Origin of the sequence: Bacteroides sp. 43_46 (genome assembly GCF_001915455.1) — a bacterium.
GTDB lineage: Bacteria > Bacteroidota > Bacteroidia > Bacteroidales > Bacteroidaceae > Bacteroides > Bacteroides caccae.
In genome coordinates this window covers 48,463-68,975 of sequence record NZ_MNQN01000113.1, presented here as the reverse complement: position 1 = coordinate 68,975, position 20,513 = coordinate 48,463, and the positions used below count along the sequence as shown (strand labels likewise).

The window sequence follows — 20,513 nt, the reverse complement described above, 5'->3', positions numbered from 1 at the left end:
CACCATACCGATTACAGTACCCAAGAATCCGAGTGACGGAGCCATTGCGATAAACAGTGTGATCCAAGAACATCCTTTTTCAAGGTAACCAGCCTGTACGCCACCGTAAGATACAACTGACTTCTCAACTACATCGATACCTTGATCGATTCTCATCAGACCTTGGTAGTAGATAGAAGCAACAGGACCTCTAGTGTTACGGGCAATGTCTTTAGCAGCTTCAACATCTCCTTTTTCCAAAGCAGCTTCGATAGATGCCATGAATTTCTTTGTGTTGATTTCAGCCAAGCTCAAATAGATGATACGTTCGATACAGAATGCCAAACCAATCACCAAAGCGATTGCTACCAAACTCATGAAAGATGCAGTACCTTCGATGAATTTAACTTTGATTTCCTTGTGAATACCACCTTCTTCTGCAGCAGGAGCAGCAGCTGTAGTAGCTTCAGCAGCAGGAGCAGCTTGTTGTTCAGTTTGTTCTGCTGCAGGAGCGTCTTGAGCCTGAGCAAGTTGAATTGAGCCAAATGTAAAGGCCCCAATCACAGCAACAATTGCAAATAACTTTTTCATTGTGTGTCTAATTTTTAAGATTAATTAATTGATTATTATTTATTGTATTTACTTCACATTTCTCTTTTCATTACGCGGAGAGACGGGGATTCGAACCCCGGATACACTTTTGGCGTATACACGCTTTCCAGGCGTGCCTCTTCAACCACTCGAGCATCTCTCCCAATGGGTTTCCTGCATTTTCAGCTACAAATGTATCCGTTTTTTTCTTTTCATAAAGCATTATCCGTTTTTTATCTTGAATAAATACTGCAAATTAATATAATTTAAAACCTTTCGGAGCTTATTTGCGGATTACAAACACTTTTAGCGCGTTTTCGGTAGTGACTTGTGCAACGTACTCCGGATTCATCTGATAAATCTCAGCTATTTTCAGAAAGGTGTCCCGCACATTGGCGCTCTCATTCCTTTTTCCGCGATTCGGGACGGGAGTCAGATAGGGGGAATCGGTTTCGAGCACAATACGCTCCAAGGGAACTGTCCGCAAAGTGTCCGGCAAAGTTGACTTTTTAAAAGTGACCACTCCGTTAATACCCAGCATAAACCCTTCAAACTCCAACAACTTCGCCGCCTCATCGGGCGTCCCGGTGAAACTATGAAAAATACCGGTCAATGGGGTGTTTTTATAGGTTTTCATTACCTTATATATATAATCGAACGCCTCCCTGGAATGAATAACAATAGGAAAATTATATTCAAGCGCCCACTCGATCTGCTTTTCAAGGACAAACAGTTGCTCGTTCAGGAAGGTTTTATCCCAATAAAGGTCCAGTCCTATTTCGCCGATTGCCACGAAGTTGTTCGGGGCCGACAGACGTTCACGTACAATTGCCAGTTCCCGCTCGTACGTCTCGTTGACCGAAGTCGGATGCAGACCGATCATCGGATAACAAAGGTCCGGATAATCGGCACAGACAGACAACATTGGTTCGATTGTCATACTGTCAATATTGGGCATGAAAATACGGGAAACGCCTGCTTTCCGTGCACGTTCCATTACCTGTGGCAAATCTTCGGAAAATTCTTCTAAAAAAAGATGAGAATGGGTATCTATCAGCATGTCAGTTCGTTTTCTTCTTTTACTTTTTCGCTGGAACGGTAATAATAGATCAATCCGTAATCACGGCATTTATCCAGTCGGACTTCATTCGGAGTGACGTCCTGATATTTAGTTTCCACCTGATTCCAGATGTCCAGAATTAATTCGTCGGCACGACCACGCATGGAAGCGAGTTCTTCCAAGCTGCGATTGGTTAGTGCCTGAAGGTTTTTCTGCCGTTCATAGCTGTCAAGGAAGATGTCGTAATGCACTTTCACGCGCGCAATGGTCGGATTGTAAATGGGTATGCCACCTTGGGCAGTCCGTTGCTGTTCGCCTTCGATTATTTTCTTTCCCCACTCCACCAAAGCGGCTTCGCTCAAGAGGTCGGGCACTACATTCGCTTCGGGCAACCCGTACATATTTTTATGCGATGTTTTAATTTCATCCCGCAGTACAGCCAGGTTGAGTACCTGAATAAAGTGGGAAATATACAGACGGGCCGTTTTTACATTAGCCTGATGTTTGCGGCTGGCCTTCGCCTGATTGTCATAACACTGTGTATAGTAAATCTGCGCCGCTTCAAACCTTTGCAGGAAATTGCGTGCTTCGAACAATGTTTTCAATGAAATAGCCAAATCACGGACACTATACAAATCGCCCTTTTCGACCGCTGCTTTCAGCGCCCGAACTCTGGCTTGGTCTGTATTTGGTAGTCTTCTATATGGCATATTATTCAAGAACTTAGCTACATTTCACGGTACATCAACAGCTTCACCAGGTTCTTTAATTCTTTTTTCCGTTCCTCGGCTACGGCAACTGCTGCCAGACTTTCCATAGCACTTGTGTAGTATTCACGCATTTTATTTTCGCAAACATTACGTATATCCAACTGATTATACAGTCCGGTCACCGCTTCTATTTTTTCGGCAGGCTGACAATCGTCCGCATTCAGCCAACGGTCCAATTCTTCCCGTTGCTTTTCGTCCGCGCGGTTCAAAGCTTTTATCAACATATACGTCTTTTTGTTGCAAAGAATATCTCCGCCTATTTTCTTCCCGAACACTTCCGGGTCACCATAGACATCAAGCAAATCATCCTGCAACTGGAATGCAACTCCTATCTGCATACCAAAATTATATAGATTTTCAGCATCTTCGGCAGTCGCTCCTGCCAGAATTGCACCAATCTTCAAACTGCCGGCAAGCAACACGGCCGTTTTGAGGCGTATCATTTCGATATATTCGTCTTCCGTGACGTTATCACGAGACTCAAATTCCATATCCAGCTGTTGCCCCTCACAAATCTCCAATGTAGTCAGACCGAATAATTCCATGACCTCCTTCAAGTGCTCCGACGGAGCAGCCGTCATCAGGCGGAATGCCAGAATAAGCATGGCGTCTCCCGACAGAATAGCGGTATTATCATTCCATACTTTATGCACGGTCGGTTTTCCCCGGCGCATATCTGAGCGGTCCATTAAATCATCATGTAACAAAGTGTGATTATGATATACTTCAATGGCAGCGGCAGGGTCATATATAGAAGCAACATCCTCCCGATACAGGTTATATGCCATCAACATTAATACTGGTCGTATCCGCTTCCCTCCCAGTGAAAGGATGTATTCAATCGGTTCATAAAGTCCTTTCGGTTCCCGGGTAAACTGAATTTCAGAAATATAATTATTTATCTTATCGAGTAGTTGAGAAGCTGTAAACATGATGAATTAGAAAGATTAATGAATAAAAAGAGGCTGCCGAAAGCAGCCTCTTAATTTATAGTGTATACAAATTACTGCAATCTGAACATTACAGGAACCGTAAATTTAACACGTACCGGTTTTCCACGCTGCATACCAGGTTTCCATTTCGGCATGGTGTTAATCACGCGGAGAGCTTCTTTATCCAGATACGGGTCAACGCTACGTACCACTTTCGCATCTACGATACTACCGTCTCTGTTGACAACGAACTGTACGATTACACGTCCTTGAGTTCCGTTTTCCTGTGCGATAGTAGGATATTTGATGTTCTTAGCCAAATACTGCATCAAAGCTGCTTGTCCGCCAGGGAAGTCCGGCATGTTCTCTACAACTTCAAAGATAGTCTGTTCTTCCGGCTCTTCTTCAACAACCTGTACCGGTACATATTTTACTTCTACCGGAGCAGCATTATCTTCATTGATAATGGTTGTTGTTTCATCAATTTCGGCTTTATCGTCGACGATCTCCAGCAATTCAGCCACTTTCGGAGCTTCAGGTGGTGGTGGAGCCTGTTGTTCAGGAGTTTCGGTAATAGGAATGATTTCCTCTTCAAACACAAGGTCAGCTACTGCCTGGCTTGTATCAATCTTCACGTCACGCTGGGTCCATTCGAACGCCACGAACATGAAAGCTAATACTACCACGTAACCAACGAGCAACCATGTAGACTTTCTGCCTTCCAGGTCGGCTTTGGGTGATTTTTTAACTTCCATAAAAATAATTAATATAATGATTAATAAAAAAAGTGTCTATCTATGTGTCTCTGGGCAAATATAGTACATTTTCAGATAACCCTTCTTCTCTCCTCCTCTTTTTATCCGACTTTTTAACTTTTTTAATTCTTTCAGACTTATTCCACTGCTTTTATAGGGGAAACGCATGGCTGATTTTCAAAATAAACGTATCTTTGGCGGACAAATCAGATGAACTGAATATGAAAAAGATAACAATAGCAATTGACGGCTTTTCCTCTTGCGGGAAAAGTACTATGGCAAAGGATTTAGCGCGTGAAGTGGGGTATATTTACATTGACAGCGGGGCCATGTATCGCGCGGTTACCTTATACAGCATAGAGAATGGTATTTTCGACGGCGACATCATCGATACGGAGAAACTGAAAAAAGAAATCGGGAATATTCATATCTCTTTCCGACTGAACAAGGAAGGACGCCCCGAAACCTATCTCAACGATGTTAATGTGGAAGATAAGATACGCTCGATGAGCGTGTCTTCCAAGGTCAGTCCGATCAGTGCACTCGACTTTGTACGCAAAGAAATGGTAGCCCAACAGCAGTCTATGGGAGCTAAAAAAGGAATTGTAATGGACGGACGCGATATCGGAACAACAGTTTTCCCAAATGCCGAACTGAAAATATTCGTGACAGCTACGCCGGAAATCCGTGCCCGGCGCCGCTATGACGAACTGAAAGCGAAAGGACAGGAAGCCAGTTTCGACGAAATTCTGGAGAATGTGAAACAACGGGATTACATCGACCAGCACCGTGATGTCAGTCCGTTACGCAAAGCGGATGACGCCTTGCTGCTGGATAATACGAATCTGACCATTGCACAACAGAAAGAATGGCTGTTTGATCAATTTAATAAAGTTACCAACTAGTTTTCAGTAGGAAGCCCCTTATCACTCTCAAATAAAATTTTATGATTAAAGTAGAAATAGACGAAGGTTCCGGATTCTGTTTCGGTGTGGTGACGGCCATTCACAAAGCAGAGGAGGAACTGGCAAAGGGTGAAACGCTCTATTGCCTTGGAGATATCGTACACAACAGCCGGGAGGTAGACAGGCTGAAAACAATGGGACTAATCACTATTAACCGCGAGGAATTCAAGAAGTTACGGAATGCCAAGGTGTTGCTTCGCGCACATGGGGAACCGCCGGAGACTTACATTATTGCCCGCGAAAACAATATAGAAATTATTGATGCAACTTGCCCGGTAGTGCTCAGATTACAGAAACGGATCAAACAGGAATTTCTGGAAAACGAACATCCGGAGAAACAAATCGTCATATACGGCAAAACGGGTCATGCCGAAGTGTTGGGGCTGGTAGGACAGACGGACGGAAAAGCGATCGTCATCGAAAAAGCGGAAGAAGCGAAAAAACTGGATTTGAGTAAGAGTATCCGGCTTTTTTCCCAGACCACGAAGTCATTGGATGAGTTTCAGGAAATTGTAGAATACATCAAACAGAACATTTCGCCGGAAGCCACTTTTGAATATTATGACACGATCTGTCGCCAGGTTGCCAACCGTATGCCCAAGCTACGGGAGTTTGCAGCGTCGCACGATTTGATATTTTTCGTCAGTGGCAAGAAAAGTTCGAACGGAAAAATGCTGTTTGAAGAATGTTTGAAGGTAAACCCCAACTCTCATCTGATAGATAATGAGGAGGAGATTGATCCTTCGCTCATTCAAAATGTAACATCTATCGGGGTGTGTGGAGCAACTTCTACTCCCAAATGGTTAATGGAGAAAATATACAAACACATTCAAGCATTAATATCTTAGTTTTTAATCAGAAGCAATCCGAAGAAGAAGATTTTAGAGAGCGACAATGTGTCAATATTCTTACAGTTTTCTTGCCACAAAAGAATAAAAAGAAAGTAAGAAAGACCAATTTGAGTATTTTTAATGTTTTCTTCACATGAAAAAGAACTTCCGGAACATCGCTTTCAACTTTTTATTGTACATTTGCCACGTCAAACAAATATTTAAGTTATGGGAACAGTTAAGTGTATCGGTATTTTGACTTCCGGAGGTGATGCTCCGGGGATGAACGCAGCTATCCGCGCAGTGACACGAGCAGCTATTTATAATGGATTACAAGTTAAAGGTATATACAGAGGATACAAAGGTCTGGTAACAGGCGAAATCAAAGAGTTCAAAAGTCAGAATGTAAGTAATATCATCCAACTGGGTGGAACGATTCTGAAAACAGCTCGTTGTAAGGAGTTTACTACTCCGGAAGGCCGCCAGTTGGCTTACGATAATATGAAAAGAGAGGGCATCGATGCCTTGGTTATCATCGGTGGTGACGGTTCGCTGACAGGTGCCCGTATCTTTGCACAGGAATTTGATGTTCCGTGTATCGGACTTCCGGGAACTATTGACAACGACCTCTACGGTACAGATACGACCATCGGATATGATACCGCATTGAATACGATTCTGGATGCAGTGGACAAAATTCGCGACACAGCCACTTCACATGAGCGCCTGTTCTTCGTCGAAGTCATGGGACGTGATGCAGGTTTCCTCGCCTTGAACGGAGCAATTGCTTCAGGAGCAGAAGCTGCCATTATTCCGGAATTCAGTACGGAAGTAGACCAACTGGAAGAATTTATCAAGAACGGATTCCGCAAATCAAAGAACAGCAGTATCGTATTAGTGGCCGAAAGTGAACTGACCGGAGGTGCCATGCATTATGCTGAACGTGTAAAGAATGAATATCCGCAATACGATGTGCGCGTAACTATCTTGGGACACTTGCAGCGTGGTGGTAGCCCTACGGCTCATGACCGTATTCTGGCAAGCCGTCTGGGTGCGGCAGCGATCGACGCAATCATGGAGGACCAGCGCAACGTTATGATCGGAATCGAACATGATGAAATCGTTTACGTGCCGTTCAGCAAGGCTATCAAGAACGACAAGCCTATTAAGAGAGATCTTGTCAATGTATTGAAAGAGCTTTCTATCTAACTCATTCTTCTTAAAAATTCTTTTTTATATTAGTATAAGATAGAGAGCGGTGGACAATTGGTTTTTCCAATTCATCCACCGCTCTTTTTATCATTCAATATCCAGACTTTTCGTATGGCCACTTTATGCTATTTTTCTCGCCTCAACGGAAGATAAAGAAATAGCTTTCTCACGTTTTCTCTTATTCATAAGTTTTTTTACCCATAAATAATAACCGGTCAACGGCAATGAGGCACCAATCAAAGCAGCAATAAAGGTAAGAATCCGAGTCAACATTCCTCCCCAGTTGCCAACATGTACAGAGTAAATCCAACCACGAATTTTTCCTGATTTATCCTGATGTTGATAAAGATTTGTTTCTGTAAATTCACCATTATCAGTGTTGAAAGAATAACGGTCAGCTGCACGCTGATTTCCGAAACGGTTGAAAGAGACGCTCGCCGTACCGGAAGCAACACTGATTTGTTTATATTCCGGATTCTGGCGGCTTAGCTTATCGTAAACTTCTTGCCAATAGACGAAAGGTGAAGTGACAGAGTGTATATAATTGTGACCGTTTTCCGAATGTTCCTTATTCCCTTCTTTTCTTCCATCACGCAAAGCCAGCTCGGTATCTCCCTTTTGAGAACCACCTTTCCGCTCCTGCCCATAAGCAGCCCGTTGTTGCACTTCCACACCGAACACTTTATAGAAAGCGGCCCGATACCACGGGAAAGACCATGTCAGCCCCGTCAACGACATAGCTAAAAGAAAGATTAAGGAATACATTCCTCCCGCTACGTGCAGATCATACCAGAACCTCTTCCAACCTTTTTTTGTTGATATTTTCAGACTGTTCTTCAGTGTCTTACGTGTACGTGGCCACCAGATAGCAATTCCTGAAATCAGCACAAAAACGAATAATAGCGTGCTGACACCCACAATCATCTTTCCCCAAAAGATCCCTTCATTACCCGGATTCATACTATCCAGCAACCAACGGTGCATCCGAAACATAAACATAAAAAAGCCGCTACGCTCACTTTTCCCTTTTACTTCACCCGTATATTGGTCTACATATAATGACGCACGACGTGGTTTGGAAAGGTTAACCTGATAAGCACGCTCGGAATCGGAAGAAATGCTGACACTAGTCACAGAAACACTGTCGGGCAATGTAGCTGTCACCTTTTCAAGCAACTGTTCGATAGGGAGTGGGACTTCTCCCACTGTTTCCACATAATAAAGTTCGTGGCGGAACAACTCATTCACCTCATCCTCGAATACCAACATAGCACCGGAAAAACAAATAAGGGTGATTATCAATCCGAAAGGGACAGAAAGCCACAAATGTATCTTTTCAAATATTTTTTTCATAATCTATTTATTACTACTATTTCTTGAAAAAGCCTGCAAAGCTTTCCGCTCGGCAGGCTTTCATCTAAAAAGAACTATTTTCTATTTAACAGGTATTTGTTACTTTGAAGGATATTTCATCTTACCTACTGTAGTGATAGCGTCAGCCTCTACCGTCAAACCTTTCACAGCCTTACCCGTTTTGGTATCAATTTTATAGAAAGCAGGGTGTTCACCAGTAGTCACAGTAACAGCCATATAAGCATAGCCATTTTCTCCATAAGGCTCGCCGCCAAACTTTCCTTCAGCAGGCAAACCCGTAACAGGAATAATCGTCCTATCTTCTGCCTTAAAAATAGCCAACTCGCTGACATCCGCACTTGTACCGCCATGAATCATATCATCCGCTCCTTTTTTATACAATTGAAGCAGGAAGTAATCTTCAGAGATGTGCCAGCAACGGAAAATAGGATGTTTAGTGCCTATCTCTTCAAAGTTCACATAGTAATCCGGATCGAAATCCGTTGCACCCGCTTTGATACGCATTACGCCTGAGGGTTTCTTTCCTGTCACTTTCTTCAAATCAGAAGATGAAACTGCCGTACGCCCATATCCGGGAGAGAACACATACACATCGCCATTATCAGCGGGCCAAATGGTCTGATAATATTGTGAACGCATACGACCACATGCATAACCGATTTTATCAGTCGTAGCAATCACGGGTGTCCCGTTGAAGTTAGTACCACTATAAATTGCTACATAAGCATTGTCCGGATATTGTGTGGAAGGAATTACGCCAGCCGTATAAGCACCACTACCACTACCGCCATCAGCTTTAGTGATAAGTTCTTGGTCGGTTACTTTGTCCGGCCATGCCTTAATACCGTACTTACTCATACCCATCGGAATGACAGAAGTATAAATTTTATTATTAGCTTCTACCAATCCTGCCCAAGTAACTTTTTCACCATTACCCAAGAAATTTTCGGCGATCAATGTGCCTTCTTCTTGCGAACCGTCAGTTGCGTCCAGATAATTAAACAACAAAGCCTGAGCTACATTCTGCTCATCGTCTTTCTGACTTGAGTCTCCGGTAGAAACAGTCACCACCTTGTCTCCCCATGTTCCATACGATGTGATACGATTAAAGGTATATGTATATTTTTCTTTCATTTTACCATCTGCTCCCAAATAATAAGAAGCTCCCGTACCGGCACCACCTTTATTATAAACTAAAGCAAATACATAATCCAACCCTTTATATACCCAATACGTACCGCCAATCACTTCGGTACCTTTTCCTTTTGTTGATACTGTTCCTTCATCAAGAGAACTAACTGCCACCAAATAACTTGCTTCACCAACTGTAGCAGCCACTACATAGGCTGTTTCTCCGTCAGTCGAAGGGTTATCCACCGGATTATCAACATCATCGCAAGATGCAACAAACACACCACCACTCAAACAAAAGGCTGCCGCAAACACACACAGCAAAAACTTTTTCTTCATATATTCTTTATTATTGATTTATACTAAAAACTTAATCTTATTATCTACCGAAAAACACTCTGAACTTTCCATAAAATGCACGTCCAGCCTTTTGTAGGCTGAAATTGTCAAACAGTTGCGCATCCGTGAAATTCTGACATTCAAATGATACGTTATAGCGCCCGTTCTTCATTGTATAGGACAAGGATAAATTATGAGAAAACTGTTCCGGCACCATGTTTTTTGAATCTTTATCGCCGATATTCTCCCAATAAAGAGGGAAATCGTGTTGCCAGTAGCTATCATAGCCTATCGTCAGTACATTTCCCTTAATAAACAGGTCATTCCAATGGAAATTAGCATTTATATTGGCGTAACGATAAGGGAGATTCGGCATACGCACCTTGTAATGCATACTTTCCTGCAAAGAGGTGCCTGCCAGGTACTTTTCATAGTCACGGGTATCAATACAATTAAATGTACCGCCTACATCGAACCAGTGCGAGAAGCTATAAAGCAGCGATAAATTATATCCTTTAGTCCTCACATGCCCATGATTCTCATAGTATCCGTAACTTGTTCCCCCCAATACATCCAATCCTCTTTTTATGTAATCTTTCGTATCCCGATATATCAAGCCGGCCTCGGCATACACCCCGTGTTTGCCAAACTGATAATTATAGCTGAAACTCAGATTCAGATTATCACTTTTCTCCGGCTTCAGATTTACTTTACCGGCTTCCAAGTCTTCATCACCAAACAGTTCGTCTGTCGTAGGAAGCCGAAAAGCCTTTTCATAAGAAAGTTTTACCTGAAAATCTTTCCATAAAAAATATGTACCCGCAGCACCGTATCCGAAAGCACTTACCGTATTGGATAAATTTATATAATTACCTATGCCATCCGTACTCTGTGACACCGGACCTTTGTTGTATTGCCGGTAATGCTTGGCAAATGCCGAAATATTCCATTTGTCCGACGGCATCAGGCGATAAGAAAGACCGCTGACATTCTTACGTGTAATTTTAGGAATACTAAAATCCGTAAATTTGGAAGAAGCACCTATGATAGAGCGGCTTGTACGTTCAAAATCACTTACCACATGGCTAAAAGTAAACGTATGCGCCTCTCCGATATGATAATTCATCCTCAGCGTTCCATTCCAGTTCTTGTTTTTAGATTCACTATTCTGATAAGACTGTTCTCCCCGGCTGCCCCTTTCGTAAAACTCACCACGCCAGTTGTAAGCCCGTGAAGCGGTATCGACATTATTAGTGAGGTTATGGTTATAATTGGCAGTCAGCAGTAAATCCAAATTCTTCACGAATAAGTTCTTTTTGTAGTATTCCAACGAAGGGGTCAATGAATGTCCTTTGCGGAATTTTTCACCGAACACGACATCTTGATAAACACCAGTTTGTATCTCTTTATAGAAATAGGAATAATTGAAGCTCAGAGCCAATCTGTCCGCCCATTTTTTTCCAACCACACCGATTTTTCCAATCACAGCTTCATTATGGTATTGGTCATTGAAACGTTTCAGATGGTAAATCTTACTTTTGTCGAGTGGCGGAAAACGCACACTTCCATCTTCTCTGATTTCAAAGTCACGTACATACGTATCTACATAATAATCATTATCCGAAAAATTCTGAAAAGCGTTCACTTCATACATAAAACCATTCTTGAATATTTGTCCGAAACGTACGTATGACTTATGAGTGTTAAATGAACCGTAAGAATAAGAAGCATCCAGAAACCACTTCCCGGGTTGTTTGTTAGTGACAATATTAACCACTCCCCCGATAGCATCCGTACCGAATCCTACGGGAACCACACCTTTGTACACCTCTATGCGATCTGCATAATTAATAGGAACATTATTCAAATCGAATGCAGCACCGGCCCCTTCTTGCGGTATTCCGTCAATAAAGATTTTCACATGCCGCCCGCTAAAACCGTCAATATACAACTGCATATCCGATCCTACTCCGCCTGACTCACGGAGTTTTACCCCCGGCACCTTAGTCAGTGCGCCGGCTAAAGTCTGTGTACTGTTATGCAACTTCTTCGCGTCAACGGCTACCGCATTAAAGGCTGACTTATTTACCCGGCCAACTCCGGAAGTTGTTACTACGACCTCTCCCAACTCTTTCACTTTCGGTGCAATGGTGACATTGACCTGTATCCTTTCTCCTTTAGCTAATTTAACCTTCTTTTCTACTGTTTGATAACCTACAGCCGAAACGACAAGTATATATTCACCTTCCACAGTTTTCAAGTGATAAATTCCCTTTTCGTTCGTATAACTGCCATAGTTCGTTCCTTTCAGATAGACCGTCGCAAAATCTACGACCTCCTTTTCTGTAGATATCACTCTGCCCGAAATCATACTAGTATAATGACGCTCGTGCTGTGAATATGCTGATACAGAAAATAAGAATACTAGAAAAACCAAAAAACATTTATTAATCATCTCCTTTTTACTTTATACCTATTCATTTACTTTAAAAGCGATGCAAAGGTAAGTAGAAACAGGAGTGCAAAACAATCCCTATCTATTGGTAAAAATTAGACAACAAAAACTAAACATATAGATATACACAATACCTATATATAAGTAATTACTAGATAAATTAAATAAAAAGAGAAAAAAATCCTACTCCAACCATTGCGCCAGCAAACGCTCCGTTATTTCCCACAACTGCTCTTTCCGTACATGGTTCACATACTTATCGGATAAGCTTTTCCGGTGATTATTGACATAGAGTTGCCCTGTCACACCGGCTTCTTTTTTGTCCAGCAACAGACCAATTGCCGTAGAAGCTCCTTTCTTCGGCTTACGAATAAAAGGACGGAAGAATATATCTGTCAGAGGGTCGAACCACTTATGCATCGTGATGATATCAGTAGAGACAATTCCCGGATCGGCAGCATTGACGGTGATTCCTTTCTCCCGAAGTTGCTCGGATAGTTCGAAAGTAAATAATAACAAAGCCAATTTTGTGTTACTATAAACAGGTATTCTCCAAAAGTTTCCCGTTTTCCCCCTGTGAAAGAAATCAGGAAAATCAAGACGGCCGATTGCATACGTACACGAAACCATATTTACAATACGTGCTCCGGATGCCATAGTCGGAACTAATTTACGAGTCAGCAGGTAAGGACCAACATAATTTACACTGACCGTCCGTTCAAATCCATCGTTCGTAATAGAAAATCCGGTTTCCATTGTCCCGGCATTATTCATCAACAAGGAAATGGAAAGTTTACGTTCCAAAATCCGATCAGTAAAAGAGGCTACGGAGTGCATCGAAGACAGATCAATAGCGAGTACTTCCAAATTCGGATTTCCGGTTTCTTTCATTAAACGTTGGCACACGTTTTCCGCTTTTTGCGGGTTATAACAAGCCATTATGACATGATAGCCGGCTGTGGCCACGGCACGGGTTATCTCCGTTCCCATGCCTCCGTCAGCTCCGGTAATGATCGCCCATTTCACTTCATTCATTGTTTTTCCAATTTTTCAATCTCCTTTTGCAGACAAGGAGGCAGTTCTTCATTCAAATGTTTATGACAAGCCATTTCGATCGTGTACATACGGCCAATGCAATAATTGCTATGCCCGCAATTACAACGTGCACGGTCTTCACGTGCCATACGGTTCACAAATCCCGGTTCATTCAGCAGGGCACGTGCCATTTGAACAGCATCAAAGCCGGCATCCAGCACTTCATCAATTTTCTCACGAGAAACAAGGCCGCCTACATAAATTAACGGAGCACCCGGAAGGGCCTCACGGAACTTCAGCGCATCTTCGAGAAAATATGCCTCTTTGAAAGGAACAGTCGGAATCATCCATTTTCCGAACATCCGAATGCCATATTTCAGCCACCAGCAATTCATATAATAAGCCATAGAACGGATAGGCATCGCCCCTCGCATCACATACATCGGCGCACGACTGACGAAACCACCGCTCAATACCAGCCCGTGAGCACCCAGTTCGAGCAGGCGTCGGGCTACTTGTATCGTTTCCTCCGACTCCATTCCACCTTTGAAACCGTCGCGCATATTCATTTTCACAAGAACCGCCATATCGCTACCGGCAGCTTTCATCACTTCTTTCATCACTATATCCATAAAACGCATCCGGTTTTCCAACGAACCTCCGTATTCATCCTTCCGGTGATTCGTGTAAGGGGAAAGGAACTGGCTAATCAGATATCCATGTCCGGCGTGAACCTCAACAGCGTCGAAACCAGCTTCTCTAGCCAGATTGACAGCCTTTCCATAAGCACGCGCCATTTCAGGAAGTTCTTCTTTCCTCATTCCGCGCACAAAGGTCGGAGAGTAAAGATTGAAACCGGAAGAAGCAGAGATAGGAGTTACTCCACAAATGTTCTTGTGGGACATATTACCGCAATGACCGATTTGTATACCTGCTGCGGCACCCTCATCGTGTATGGCGTCGGTCACTTCGCGTAAACCGGGAATTATGGAAGATCGTAACCATAATTGGCGGTCAAAAGAAAGCCCGCTTTGTGTCACGGCAGCATAAGCAACCGTCGTCATGCCAACCCCGCCTGCGGCTACCGAACGGTGATAATCCAACAACATTTGTGAAGGGGCGTTTCCCGGACACATACTTTCAAAAGCTGCCGAACGAATGGTCCGGTTGCGAAGTGTCAAAGGTCCAAAAGTGACCGGGGTAAATAACTTTGATTTCATAGTAGTATGATATATTTTGTCAAAAGATAGCCTTAATACAGAAAAGGGAATACACGTTTCCTATTTCCCACCTCATCACCGAATTCCTCGCGGTAACGGTGCCAGATTGCGTTGGCACGCGGGACAAGGTTAGCGATCGTCCACCAAAGAAACACAAGTCCGGAAAGTGAACAGGTGAGTATCGCCCAGCCTGCCCACTCTACTATTTCGCCGAAGTAATTGGCGGAAGTAACGTAGCGGTACATCCCTTTTTGAGGCAGATAGTGGCGGGTATCTCCCGGCTTTCGCAAATGCCGGATGATATAATCCGAGTGCCAGTTCACCAGCATACCAGTAAAAAAAAGCAGAGTTCCGAGAATAAACCATGGTGACATAAACCAATCAATGCCGTACATTCCTTCAGGCGCAAGATGAAATATCCATTGTCCTTGCATATATCCGTTCAACAAATTAAAAAGAATGCCCATTGACATAATAGCTAACGGCATTTTACTCTTTCCGGTCAGCAATAGAGGAAAAACGAATGCACGCTGGAAATAATGAATCTGGAAGAATATGAAGAACATCAGTATGACGGGATCAAAACGGCGTTCCGAATGCACCCACATCCAACACATAACTAAAAATACAGGGGCCTCCATTAATATCCAAGCCAACTTATTGGAAATAGCCACACCCCACGAAGCGGTACGAAAAATACCATATCCGGCTTTCACAAAGTAAAGGGCAATAAAAACAATCAGAGCGATCAGGCTCATTATGCCCAAAAACAGATTAAATGCATTCATAGTCATACAGATATTCTTTTACAATGTGCAAAAGTAACAAAAAAGAGGAAAATTGCAACGCAAAACTCCTTAAATAAAAACTCGATGACACACAGAAAGTTTTCTCTAAAAAACACTTATCCCCAGGCATACCTCCGGAAATGATCGGAATATACACCTGGGGACTACACTTATCTATTCAATAAAAGGATTGTTTCCTGTCAGCGTTTCTTTATTGGGATATAAGCCAGATCATCAAGCACGTTCTTATAAGCCGGACGGATAATACGTTTGCCTTCGAAGTTCAATTCTTCATTGCGGTGGGCACACCAGCCTACGATACGTGCCATTGCAAACAAAGGAGTGAAGATTTCCTGCGGCAATCCGATCATTTCATACACAAAGCCCGAATAGAAGTCAATGTTGCTCGATACTGTCTTGCCGTTATTCTTGATGCGTCCGAAAGTCGCGATCGCCCGTTCTTCCAAAAGTTCGAGGAAGGCAAACTCACGTTCCTTGCCTTTTTCACGTGCCAGATCACGTGCCAATTCTTTTAGTAAAAGTGCACGCGGGTCGGAAATCGTGTAAACGGCATGACCAATACCATAAATCAATCCGGTCTTATTATAAACCTCTTTATTCAGCATACGAGTAAAGTAGGTGTCAATCTCATCAACATTTGTCCAGTCCTTGATGTTCTCCTGCAAATGATGGAACATATCAGCAACCTGAATATTTGCACCTCCGTGAAGCGGGCCTTTCAGAGAACCGATACCTGCGGCAATGGCCGAGTAAGTATCTGTTCCGGTAGAAGAAGTGACACGGACAGTAAAAGTCGAGTTATTACCACCACCGTGTTCTGCCTGAAGAATCAGAAGCAGGTCAAGAGTACGTGCATCCAGTTCGGTATAGTCTTTTTTCAGCATATACAGGAAGTTTTCAGCGATAGAGAGTTTCTCCTGCGGATGTCGGATATGCAGCGAACGTCCGAAAGTAGCATGACGCAGCATATTATAAGCATAAGCAATAATGGTAGGGAATTTTGAAATAAGGTCGATACTTTGACGCATCAGGTTATCACGAGAAGTGTCGTCCGCATCCGGATCGAAGCGATACATTTCGAGTACGCTGCGTGCAAGGATGTTCATAATGTTGTTACCTTCCAACTCGATGATATTCATCTTCGTTTTCTGCTCCAGTGCCATATTATCATTAATCAGTTCGCAGAATGAAGCTAGTTCCTCCTTGTCCGGCAGACGACCGGAAAGTAACAGGTACGCCACTTCCTCAAAACCGAAACGTTTCTCTTTGATGATTGCATGAGAAATATCTTCCACATCATAACCGCGATAGAACAGTTTGCCGGGAATCGGTTTCAGTCCGCCGCCCGGAATACGTTCGTAGCCTACTACATTACCAATTCTGGTCAGACCTACCAGTACACCTGTGCCATCTTCATTACGTAGCCCGCGTTTCACGTCGAACTTGGGGAACAATGCTGTATCAATCCGGGTAGCTTCCTTCATTTCTTCGGACAGCTTGTAAATCAGGTACTCTTTCTTCATATTCGTATGTTTTTAATCATTATTCTTATTTTTCGATTCTTTCCACTATTTCACGGGTGAAATCTGTGGTTGAGAGAGAGGTTCCATTCGGCATAAAACGGGCAAGATCATGAGTGGCACGGGCTTCCAGAAAACTATTTTCAAGAGCTTTTTCGATAAGAGCGGCAGCTTCCGTCCAACCGAAATATCCGAGCATCATCACTGCCGAAAGAATGATCGAACAAGGATTCACAACGTTTTTACCTGCAATGTTAGGAGCAGTCCCATGCGTTGCCTCAAAGATAGCATGGCCGGTTTTATAATTGATATTTGCTCCCGGAGCAATGCCTATGCCACCTACCATTGCAGCCAACTGGTCAGAAACATAATCTCCGTTCAGGTTCAAAGTGGCTATTACCGAATATTCTTCGGGAATGAGCAGTGTATTTTGCAAAAATGCGTCGGCAATGCAGTCCTTTATCACTAGCCTACCATCCGCCAAAGCGTCACCAAACTCACGTTGCGCCAACTCATAACCCCACTTTTTGAATCCTCCTTCAGTATATTTCATAATGTTTCCCTTATGTACCAATGTCACGGAAGGCAGATGATGATCGAGCGCATATTGACATGCAGCACGCACAAGACGTTCCGTACCTTCGCGTGAAACAGGTTTCACACCGAAAGAAGACGTTTCGGGAAAACGGACTTTCGTCACACCCATTTCATCTTTCAAAAACTTATAAAACTTCTTTGCCTCCGGAGTACCTGCTTCCCACTCAATACCTGCATAAATATCTTCCGTATTCTCACGAAACACACACATATTCACCTTCTCGGGAGCTTTCACCGGAGACTGTACTCCCTGATACCAACGAACAGGACGAAGGCAGACATATAAATCAAGTGTCTGTCGCAAAGCAACATTCAACGAACGGATTCCACCGCCAACAGGTGTAGTCAACGGACCTTTGATTCCTACCAGATATTCCTGAAATGCCTGCATCGTTTCTTCCGGAAGCCACGAACCTGTTTCATTGAAAGCACGTTCTCCAGCCGGCACTTCCAGCCATTCAATATGACGTTTACCCCCATAAGCTTTCCGAACGGCTGCATCTACTATAATCTGCATAGAAGGAGTCACCTCAGCCCCTACCCCGTCTCCTGTAATGTAAGGTACGGTAGGCACATCAGGCACTAATAGCGTACTATCTTTTTGTATGGTTATTTTGCTCATTTCTTTTTTCTTTATAAATAACAGTTTTAAAAAGATTTACTTCAATTTTATCTCGCATTCAAGGCGGAACCAGCACGGAACCAACCTATCTGTTGTTCGTTGTATGTATGTTGCACTTCAAAACTTTCTTTTGTTCCGTCTTCGTGGTGAAGAACGACTGTCAGATTATGTCCCGGCATAAAGTCTACCAAACCAGTGACGGAAAGCATATCGTGTTCCTGAATTTTATCATAATCCGCCTTGTCAACAAAAGTAATGGCAAGCATTCCTTGCTTCTTCAGATTCGTTTCGTGAATACGGGCGAAACTCTTGGCTAGGATCACACGGACATTCAGAAAGCGCGGCTCCATTGCTGCGTGTTCACGACTGGAACCTTCTCCATAGTTTTCTTCAGCGACTACAATAGAAGAAATCCCTTCGGACTTATACATCTTTGCCGTTCCGGAGACTGTTCCATAAGTATTTGTAGAACGGTTCCAGACCTTGTTCGTTTCGCCATTGAAGACATTGACAGCTCCCATTAACATATTATCCGAGATATTTTCCAAATGACCACGGAAACGGAGCCATGGTCCCGCCATAGAAATATGGTCGGTTGTACATTTACCCTGGGCTTTTATCAACAGAGGCATATTAAGCAAATCAGTCCCGTCCCAAGCGGGAAAAGGTGTTAAAAGTTGCAGGCGCTGTGAGTCCGACTTCACCTTGATTTCCGTTTTAGCTCCACCCGGCGCGATATATCCGACATTACCCGGCGTAAATCCTCTCATCGGGAGTTCGTCTCCCACAGGTTCGGATAGTTTCACTTTCTCACCGTCATGATTGACTAATCTGTCCTTCAAAGGGTTGAAACAGAGGTCGCCGGCAATAGTCAGTGCCATTGTCAATTCAGGAGAAGCAACAAAGGCATAAGTATTCGGATTACCATCCGCACGCTTGGCAAAGTTACGGTTAAAGGAAGTCACGATTGAATTTTTCCGTGTCGGGTCATCGGTATGACGTTTCCACTGACCAATGCAAGGACCACAGGCATTTGCCATAATCGTTGCACCGATCTGTTCAAAAGTCTCAATCATTCCGTCTCTTTCGGCGGTAGCGCGAATCTGTTCTGAGCCCGGATTTACAATCAACGGAGAAGCAACACTCAGTTTTTTTTCCGCTACCTGTTTTGCCAAAGAAGCAGCACGACTCAAATCCTGATAAGAGGAGTTAGTACACGAACCAATCAGTCCGACTTCCATTTTACGAGGATAACCGTTCAACAATACTTTTTCCGCAAACTCGGAAATAGGAGTAGCCGCATCCGGCGTGAAAGGTCCATTAATATAAGGTTCAAGTTCGGACAGGTCGATTTCAATGACACGGTCGTAATATTTTAAAGGTTCATCCGTCACAACTTCGTCGGCACGGAGATCAGCTTCCACAGACTCTGCCAAATCGACAATACGATCTCTTCCGGTAGCTCGTAAATAAGTCGCCATACGCCCGTCGAAAGGGAAAAGTGAAGTAGTAGCTCCTACTTCCGCTCCCATATTACAGATAGTAGCTTTTCCGGTAGCGGAAAGTGATTCGGTTCCCGGACCGAAATATTCAATGATTGCATTAGTACCTCCCTTTACGGTCAATATTCCTGCCAGCTTCAAAATAACATCTTTCGGAGATGTCCATCCGTTTAGTTTTCCGATCAGACGAACACCTATAATTTTCGGCATTTTCAATTCCCACTCCATACCTGTCATTACGTCTACGGCATCTGCACCGCCTACACCGATAGCCACCATACCCAAACCACCGGCATTAGGTGTATGTGAGTCTGTTCCTACCATCATGCCGCCAGGAAAAGCATAGTTCTCGAGTACTACCTGGTGAATGATACCCGCTCCCGGTTTCCAAAAACCAATGCCATAACGGGAGGATACGTCGCGGAGGAAATCATACACTTCTTCGTTTGTTTTAGTCGCAGTAAGTATATCCTCTTTTGCGCCCTTATAGGCCTGTATCAAGTGGTCACAGTGTACGGTAGAAGGCACAGCCACCTTTTCCTTGCCCGCATTCATAAATTGGAGCAAAGCCATTTGGGCAGTTGCATCCTGCATAGCCACGCGGTCAGGACGAAAGTTTACGTAGTCTTCTCCCCTCTTGTAGTCTTTCACATCGGCGGCATCATAAAGATGCGCATACAGAATTTTCTCGGCTAACGTCAGGGGGCGTTTCAAGATCCCCCGCACATGCTCTACTTTCCCTTTATAGGCTCTGTAAAATGCTTCTAGCATAGTCATATCATATACCATATTACTTTTTGTTTTTTTAGTCTATC

The 20,513-nt window shown here is 43.4% G+C and carries 17 protein-coding genes and 1 tRNA gene; 3 read left to right on the top strand and 15 right to left on the bottom strand.

The genetic code is table 11. The features are described from left to right. The 6 genes from BHV72_RS11405 to BHV72_RS11380 all read right to left on the bottom strand — a co-directional run. On the bottom strand, positions 1-570 hold a 570-nt coding region (locus BHV72_RS11405), incomplete at its 3' end, for a MotA/TolQ/ExbB proton channel family protein (protein ID WP_286856010.1). Between the two features lie 75 nt (positions 571-645). Next, positions 646-733, bottom strand: a tRNA-Ser gene (locus tag BHV72_RS11400). Positions 734-853: 120 nt separating this feature from the next. Then, positions 854-1,630: a TatD family hydrolase gene (locus BHV72_RS11395; protein WP_055256433.1), complete on the bottom strand. Its 777-nt coding sequence runs from the start codon at positions 1,628-1,630 to the stop codon at positions 854-856. Then, the gene (locus tag BHV72_RS11390) at positions 1,624-2,340 is read right to left on the bottom strand and encodes a hypothetical protein (RefSeq protein ID WP_005678877.1); all 717 of its coding nucleotides are present in this window, start codon (positions 2,338-2,340) and stop codon (positions 1,624-1,626) included. Before BHV72_RS11390 ends, BHV72_RS11395 begins: the two co-directional genes overlap by 7 nt. A 17-nt stretch (positions 2,341-2,357) precedes the next feature. Further along, complete coding sequence (locus BHV72_RS11385) at positions 2,358-3,332, bottom strand: polyprenyl synthetase family protein (RefSeq protein ID WP_055256435.1); 975 nt, start codon at positions 3,330-3,332, stop codon at positions 2,358-2,360. Positions 3,333-3,403: 71 nt separating this feature from the next. After that, on the bottom strand, positions 3,404-4,087 hold the full coding sequence (locus BHV72_RS11380) for an energy transducer TonB (protein WP_005678875.1): 684 nt from the start codon (positions 4,085-4,087) through the stop codon (positions 3,404-3,406). 221 nt (positions 4,088-4,308) lie between these two features. Between BHV72_RS11380 and cmk the strand changes: the two genes are divergently transcribed. The 3 genes from cmk (at position 4,309) to pfkA (ending at position 7,091) form a co-directional block, all read left to right on the top strand. Further along, the gene (cmk, locus tag BHV72_RS11375) at positions 4,309-4,992 is read left to right on the top strand and encodes a (d)CMP kinase (RefSeq protein ID WP_032838601.1); all 684 of its coding nucleotides are present in this window, start codon (positions 4,309-4,311) and stop codon (positions 4,990-4,992) included. Between the two features lie 41 nt (positions 4,993-5,033). Further along, positions 5,034-5,900 carry a 4-hydroxy-3-methylbut-2-enyl diphosphate reductase gene (locus BHV72_RS11370; protein ID WP_122119151.1) on the top strand — a complete coding sequence of 289 codons (867 nt, stop codon included), beginning with the start codon at positions 5,034-5,036 and terminating at the stop codon, positions 5,898-5,900. Between the two features lie 210 nt (positions 5,901-6,110). Beyond that, positions 6,111-7,091, top strand: coding sequence for a 6-phosphofructokinase (gene pfkA / locus BHV72_RS11365; protein WP_005678872.1), 981 nt, complete (start codon positions 6,111-6,113; stop codon positions 7,089-7,091). A gap of 123 nt (positions 7,092-7,214) precedes the next feature. Here pfkA and BHV72_RS11360 read toward each other — a convergent pair whose 3' ends face one another. From BHV72_RS11360 to BHV72_RS11320, 9 genes are all read right to left on the bottom strand, one after another. Continuing rightward, positions 7,215-8,447 carry a PepSY-associated TM helix domain-containing protein gene (locus tag BHV72_RS11360; RefSeq protein ID WP_055173217.1) on the bottom strand — a complete coding sequence of 411 codons (1,233 nt, stop codon included), beginning with the start codon at positions 8,445-8,447 and terminating at the stop codon, positions 7,215-7,217. 99 nt (positions 8,448-8,546) lie between these two features. Continuing rightward, positions 8,547-9,938, bottom strand: a complete 1,392-nt coding sequence (locus BHV72_RS11355; protein WP_195414483.1) for a DUF4374 domain-containing protein — start codon at positions 9,936-9,938, stop codon at positions 8,547-8,549. Positions 9,939-9,978: 40 nt separating this feature from the next. Next, positions 9,979-12,393 (bottom strand): TonB-dependent receptor, encoded by a 2,415-nt coding sequence (locus BHV72_RS11350; RefSeq protein ID WP_195414482.1) that lies wholly within the window; start codon positions 12,391-12,393, stop codon positions 9,979-9,981. 183 nt (positions 12,394-12,576) lie between these two features. Continuing rightward, positions 12,577-13,428: an SDR family oxidoreductase gene (locus BHV72_RS11345; RefSeq protein WP_286856001.1), complete on the bottom strand. Its 852-nt coding sequence runs from the start codon at positions 13,426-13,428 to the stop codon at positions 12,577-12,579. Further along, positions 13,425-14,648, bottom strand: a complete 1,224-nt coding sequence (locus BHV72_RS11340; protein WP_022042890.1) for an NADH:flavin oxidoreductase — start codon at positions 14,646-14,648, stop codon at positions 13,425-13,427. The genes BHV72_RS11345 and BHV72_RS11340 overlap by 4 nt, the downstream gene beginning before the upstream one ends. Positions 14,649-14,680: 32 nt before the next feature. Continuing rightward, the gene (locus tag BHV72_RS11335; protein ID WP_005678865.1) at positions 14,681-15,442 is read right to left on the bottom strand and encodes a DUF1295 domain-containing protein; all 762 of its coding nucleotides are present in this window, start codon (positions 15,440-15,442) and stop codon (positions 14,681-14,683) included. 194 nt (positions 15,443-15,636) lie between these two features. Next, on the bottom strand, positions 15,637-16,980 hold the full coding sequence (locus tag BHV72_RS11330) for a citrate/2-methylcitrate synthase (RefSeq protein ID WP_005678864.1): 1,344 nt from the start codon (positions 16,978-16,980) through the stop codon (positions 15,637-15,639). 25 nt (positions 16,981-17,005) lie between these two features. Next, complete coding sequence (gene icd / locus BHV72_RS11325; RefSeq protein WP_005682746.1) at positions 17,006-18,196, bottom strand: NADP-dependent isocitrate dehydrogenase; 1,191 nt, start codon at positions 18,194-18,196, stop codon at positions 17,006-17,008. 47 nt (positions 18,197-18,243) lie between these two features. After that, complete coding sequence (locus BHV72_RS11320; protein WP_122295374.1) at positions 18,244-20,487, bottom strand: aconitate hydratase; 2,244 nt, start codon at positions 20,485-20,487, stop codon at positions 18,244-18,246. Positions 20,488-20,513: the final 26 nt, after the last annotated feature.

Excerpts from the sequence above, each read along its gene's own strand:
- BHV72_RS11395 (WP_055256433.1), bottom strand. The coding sequence starts at position 1,630 with ATGCTGATAGATACCCATTCTCATCTTTTTTTAGAAGAATTTTCCGAA.
- BHV72_RS11390 (WP_005678877.1), bottom strand. The coding sequence starts at position 2,340 with ATGCCATATAGAAGACTACCAAATACAGACCAAGCCAGAGTTCGGGCG.
- BHV72_RS11385 (WP_055256435.1), bottom strand. The coding sequence starts at position 3,332 with ATGTTTACAGCTTCTCAACTACTCGATAAGATAAATAATTATATTTCT.
- BHV72_RS11380 (WP_005678875.1), bottom strand. The coding sequence starts at position 4,087 with ATGGAAGTTAAAAAATCACCCAAAGCCGACCTGGAAGGCAGAAAGTCT.
- cmk (WP_032838601.1), top strand. The coding sequence starts at position 4,309 with ATGAAAAAGATAACAATAGCAATTGACGGCTTTTCCTCTTGCGGGAAA.
- BHV72_RS11370 (WP_122119151.1), top strand. The coding sequence starts at position 5,034 with ATGATTAAAGTAGAAATAGACGAAGGTTCCGGATTCTGTTTCGGTGTG.
- pfkA (WP_005678872.1), top strand. The coding sequence starts at position 6,111 with ATGGGAACAGTTAAGTGTATCGGTATTTTGACTTCCGGAGGTGATGCT.
- BHV72_RS11360 (WP_055173217.1), bottom strand. The coding sequence starts at position 8,447 with ATGAAAAAAATATTTGAAAAGATACATTTGTGGCTTTCTGTCCCTTTC.
- BHV72_RS11355 (WP_195414483.1), bottom strand. The coding sequence starts at position 9,938 with ATGAAGAAAAAGTTTTTGCTGTGTGTGTTTGCGGCAGCCTTTTGTTTG.
- BHV72_RS11350 (WP_195414482.1), bottom strand. The coding sequence starts at position 12,393 with ATGATTAATAAATGTTTTTTGGTTTTTCTAGTATTCTTATTTTCTGTA.
- BHV72_RS11345 (WP_286856001.1), bottom strand. The coding sequence starts at position 13,428 with ATGAATGAAGTGAAATGGGCGATCATTACCGGAGCTGACGGAGGCATG.
- BHV72_RS11340 (WP_022042890.1), bottom strand. The coding sequence starts at position 14,648 with ATGAAATCAAAGTTATTTACCCCGGTCACTTTTGGACCTTTGACACTT.
- BHV72_RS11335 (WP_005678865.1), bottom strand. The coding sequence starts at position 15,442 with ATGACTATGAATGCATTTAATCTGTTTTTGGGCATAATGAGCCTGATC.
- BHV72_RS11330 (WP_005678864.1), bottom strand. The coding sequence starts at position 16,980 with ATGAAGAAAGAGTACCTGATTTACAAGCTGTCCGAAGAAATGAAGGAA.
- icd (WP_005682746.1), bottom strand. The coding sequence starts at position 18,196 with ATGAGCAAAATAACCATACAAAAAGATAGTACGCTATTAGTGCCTGAT.
- BHV72_RS11320 (WP_122295374.1), bottom strand. The coding sequence starts at position 20,487 with ATGGTATATGATATGACTATGCTAGAAGCATTTTACAGAGCCTATAAA.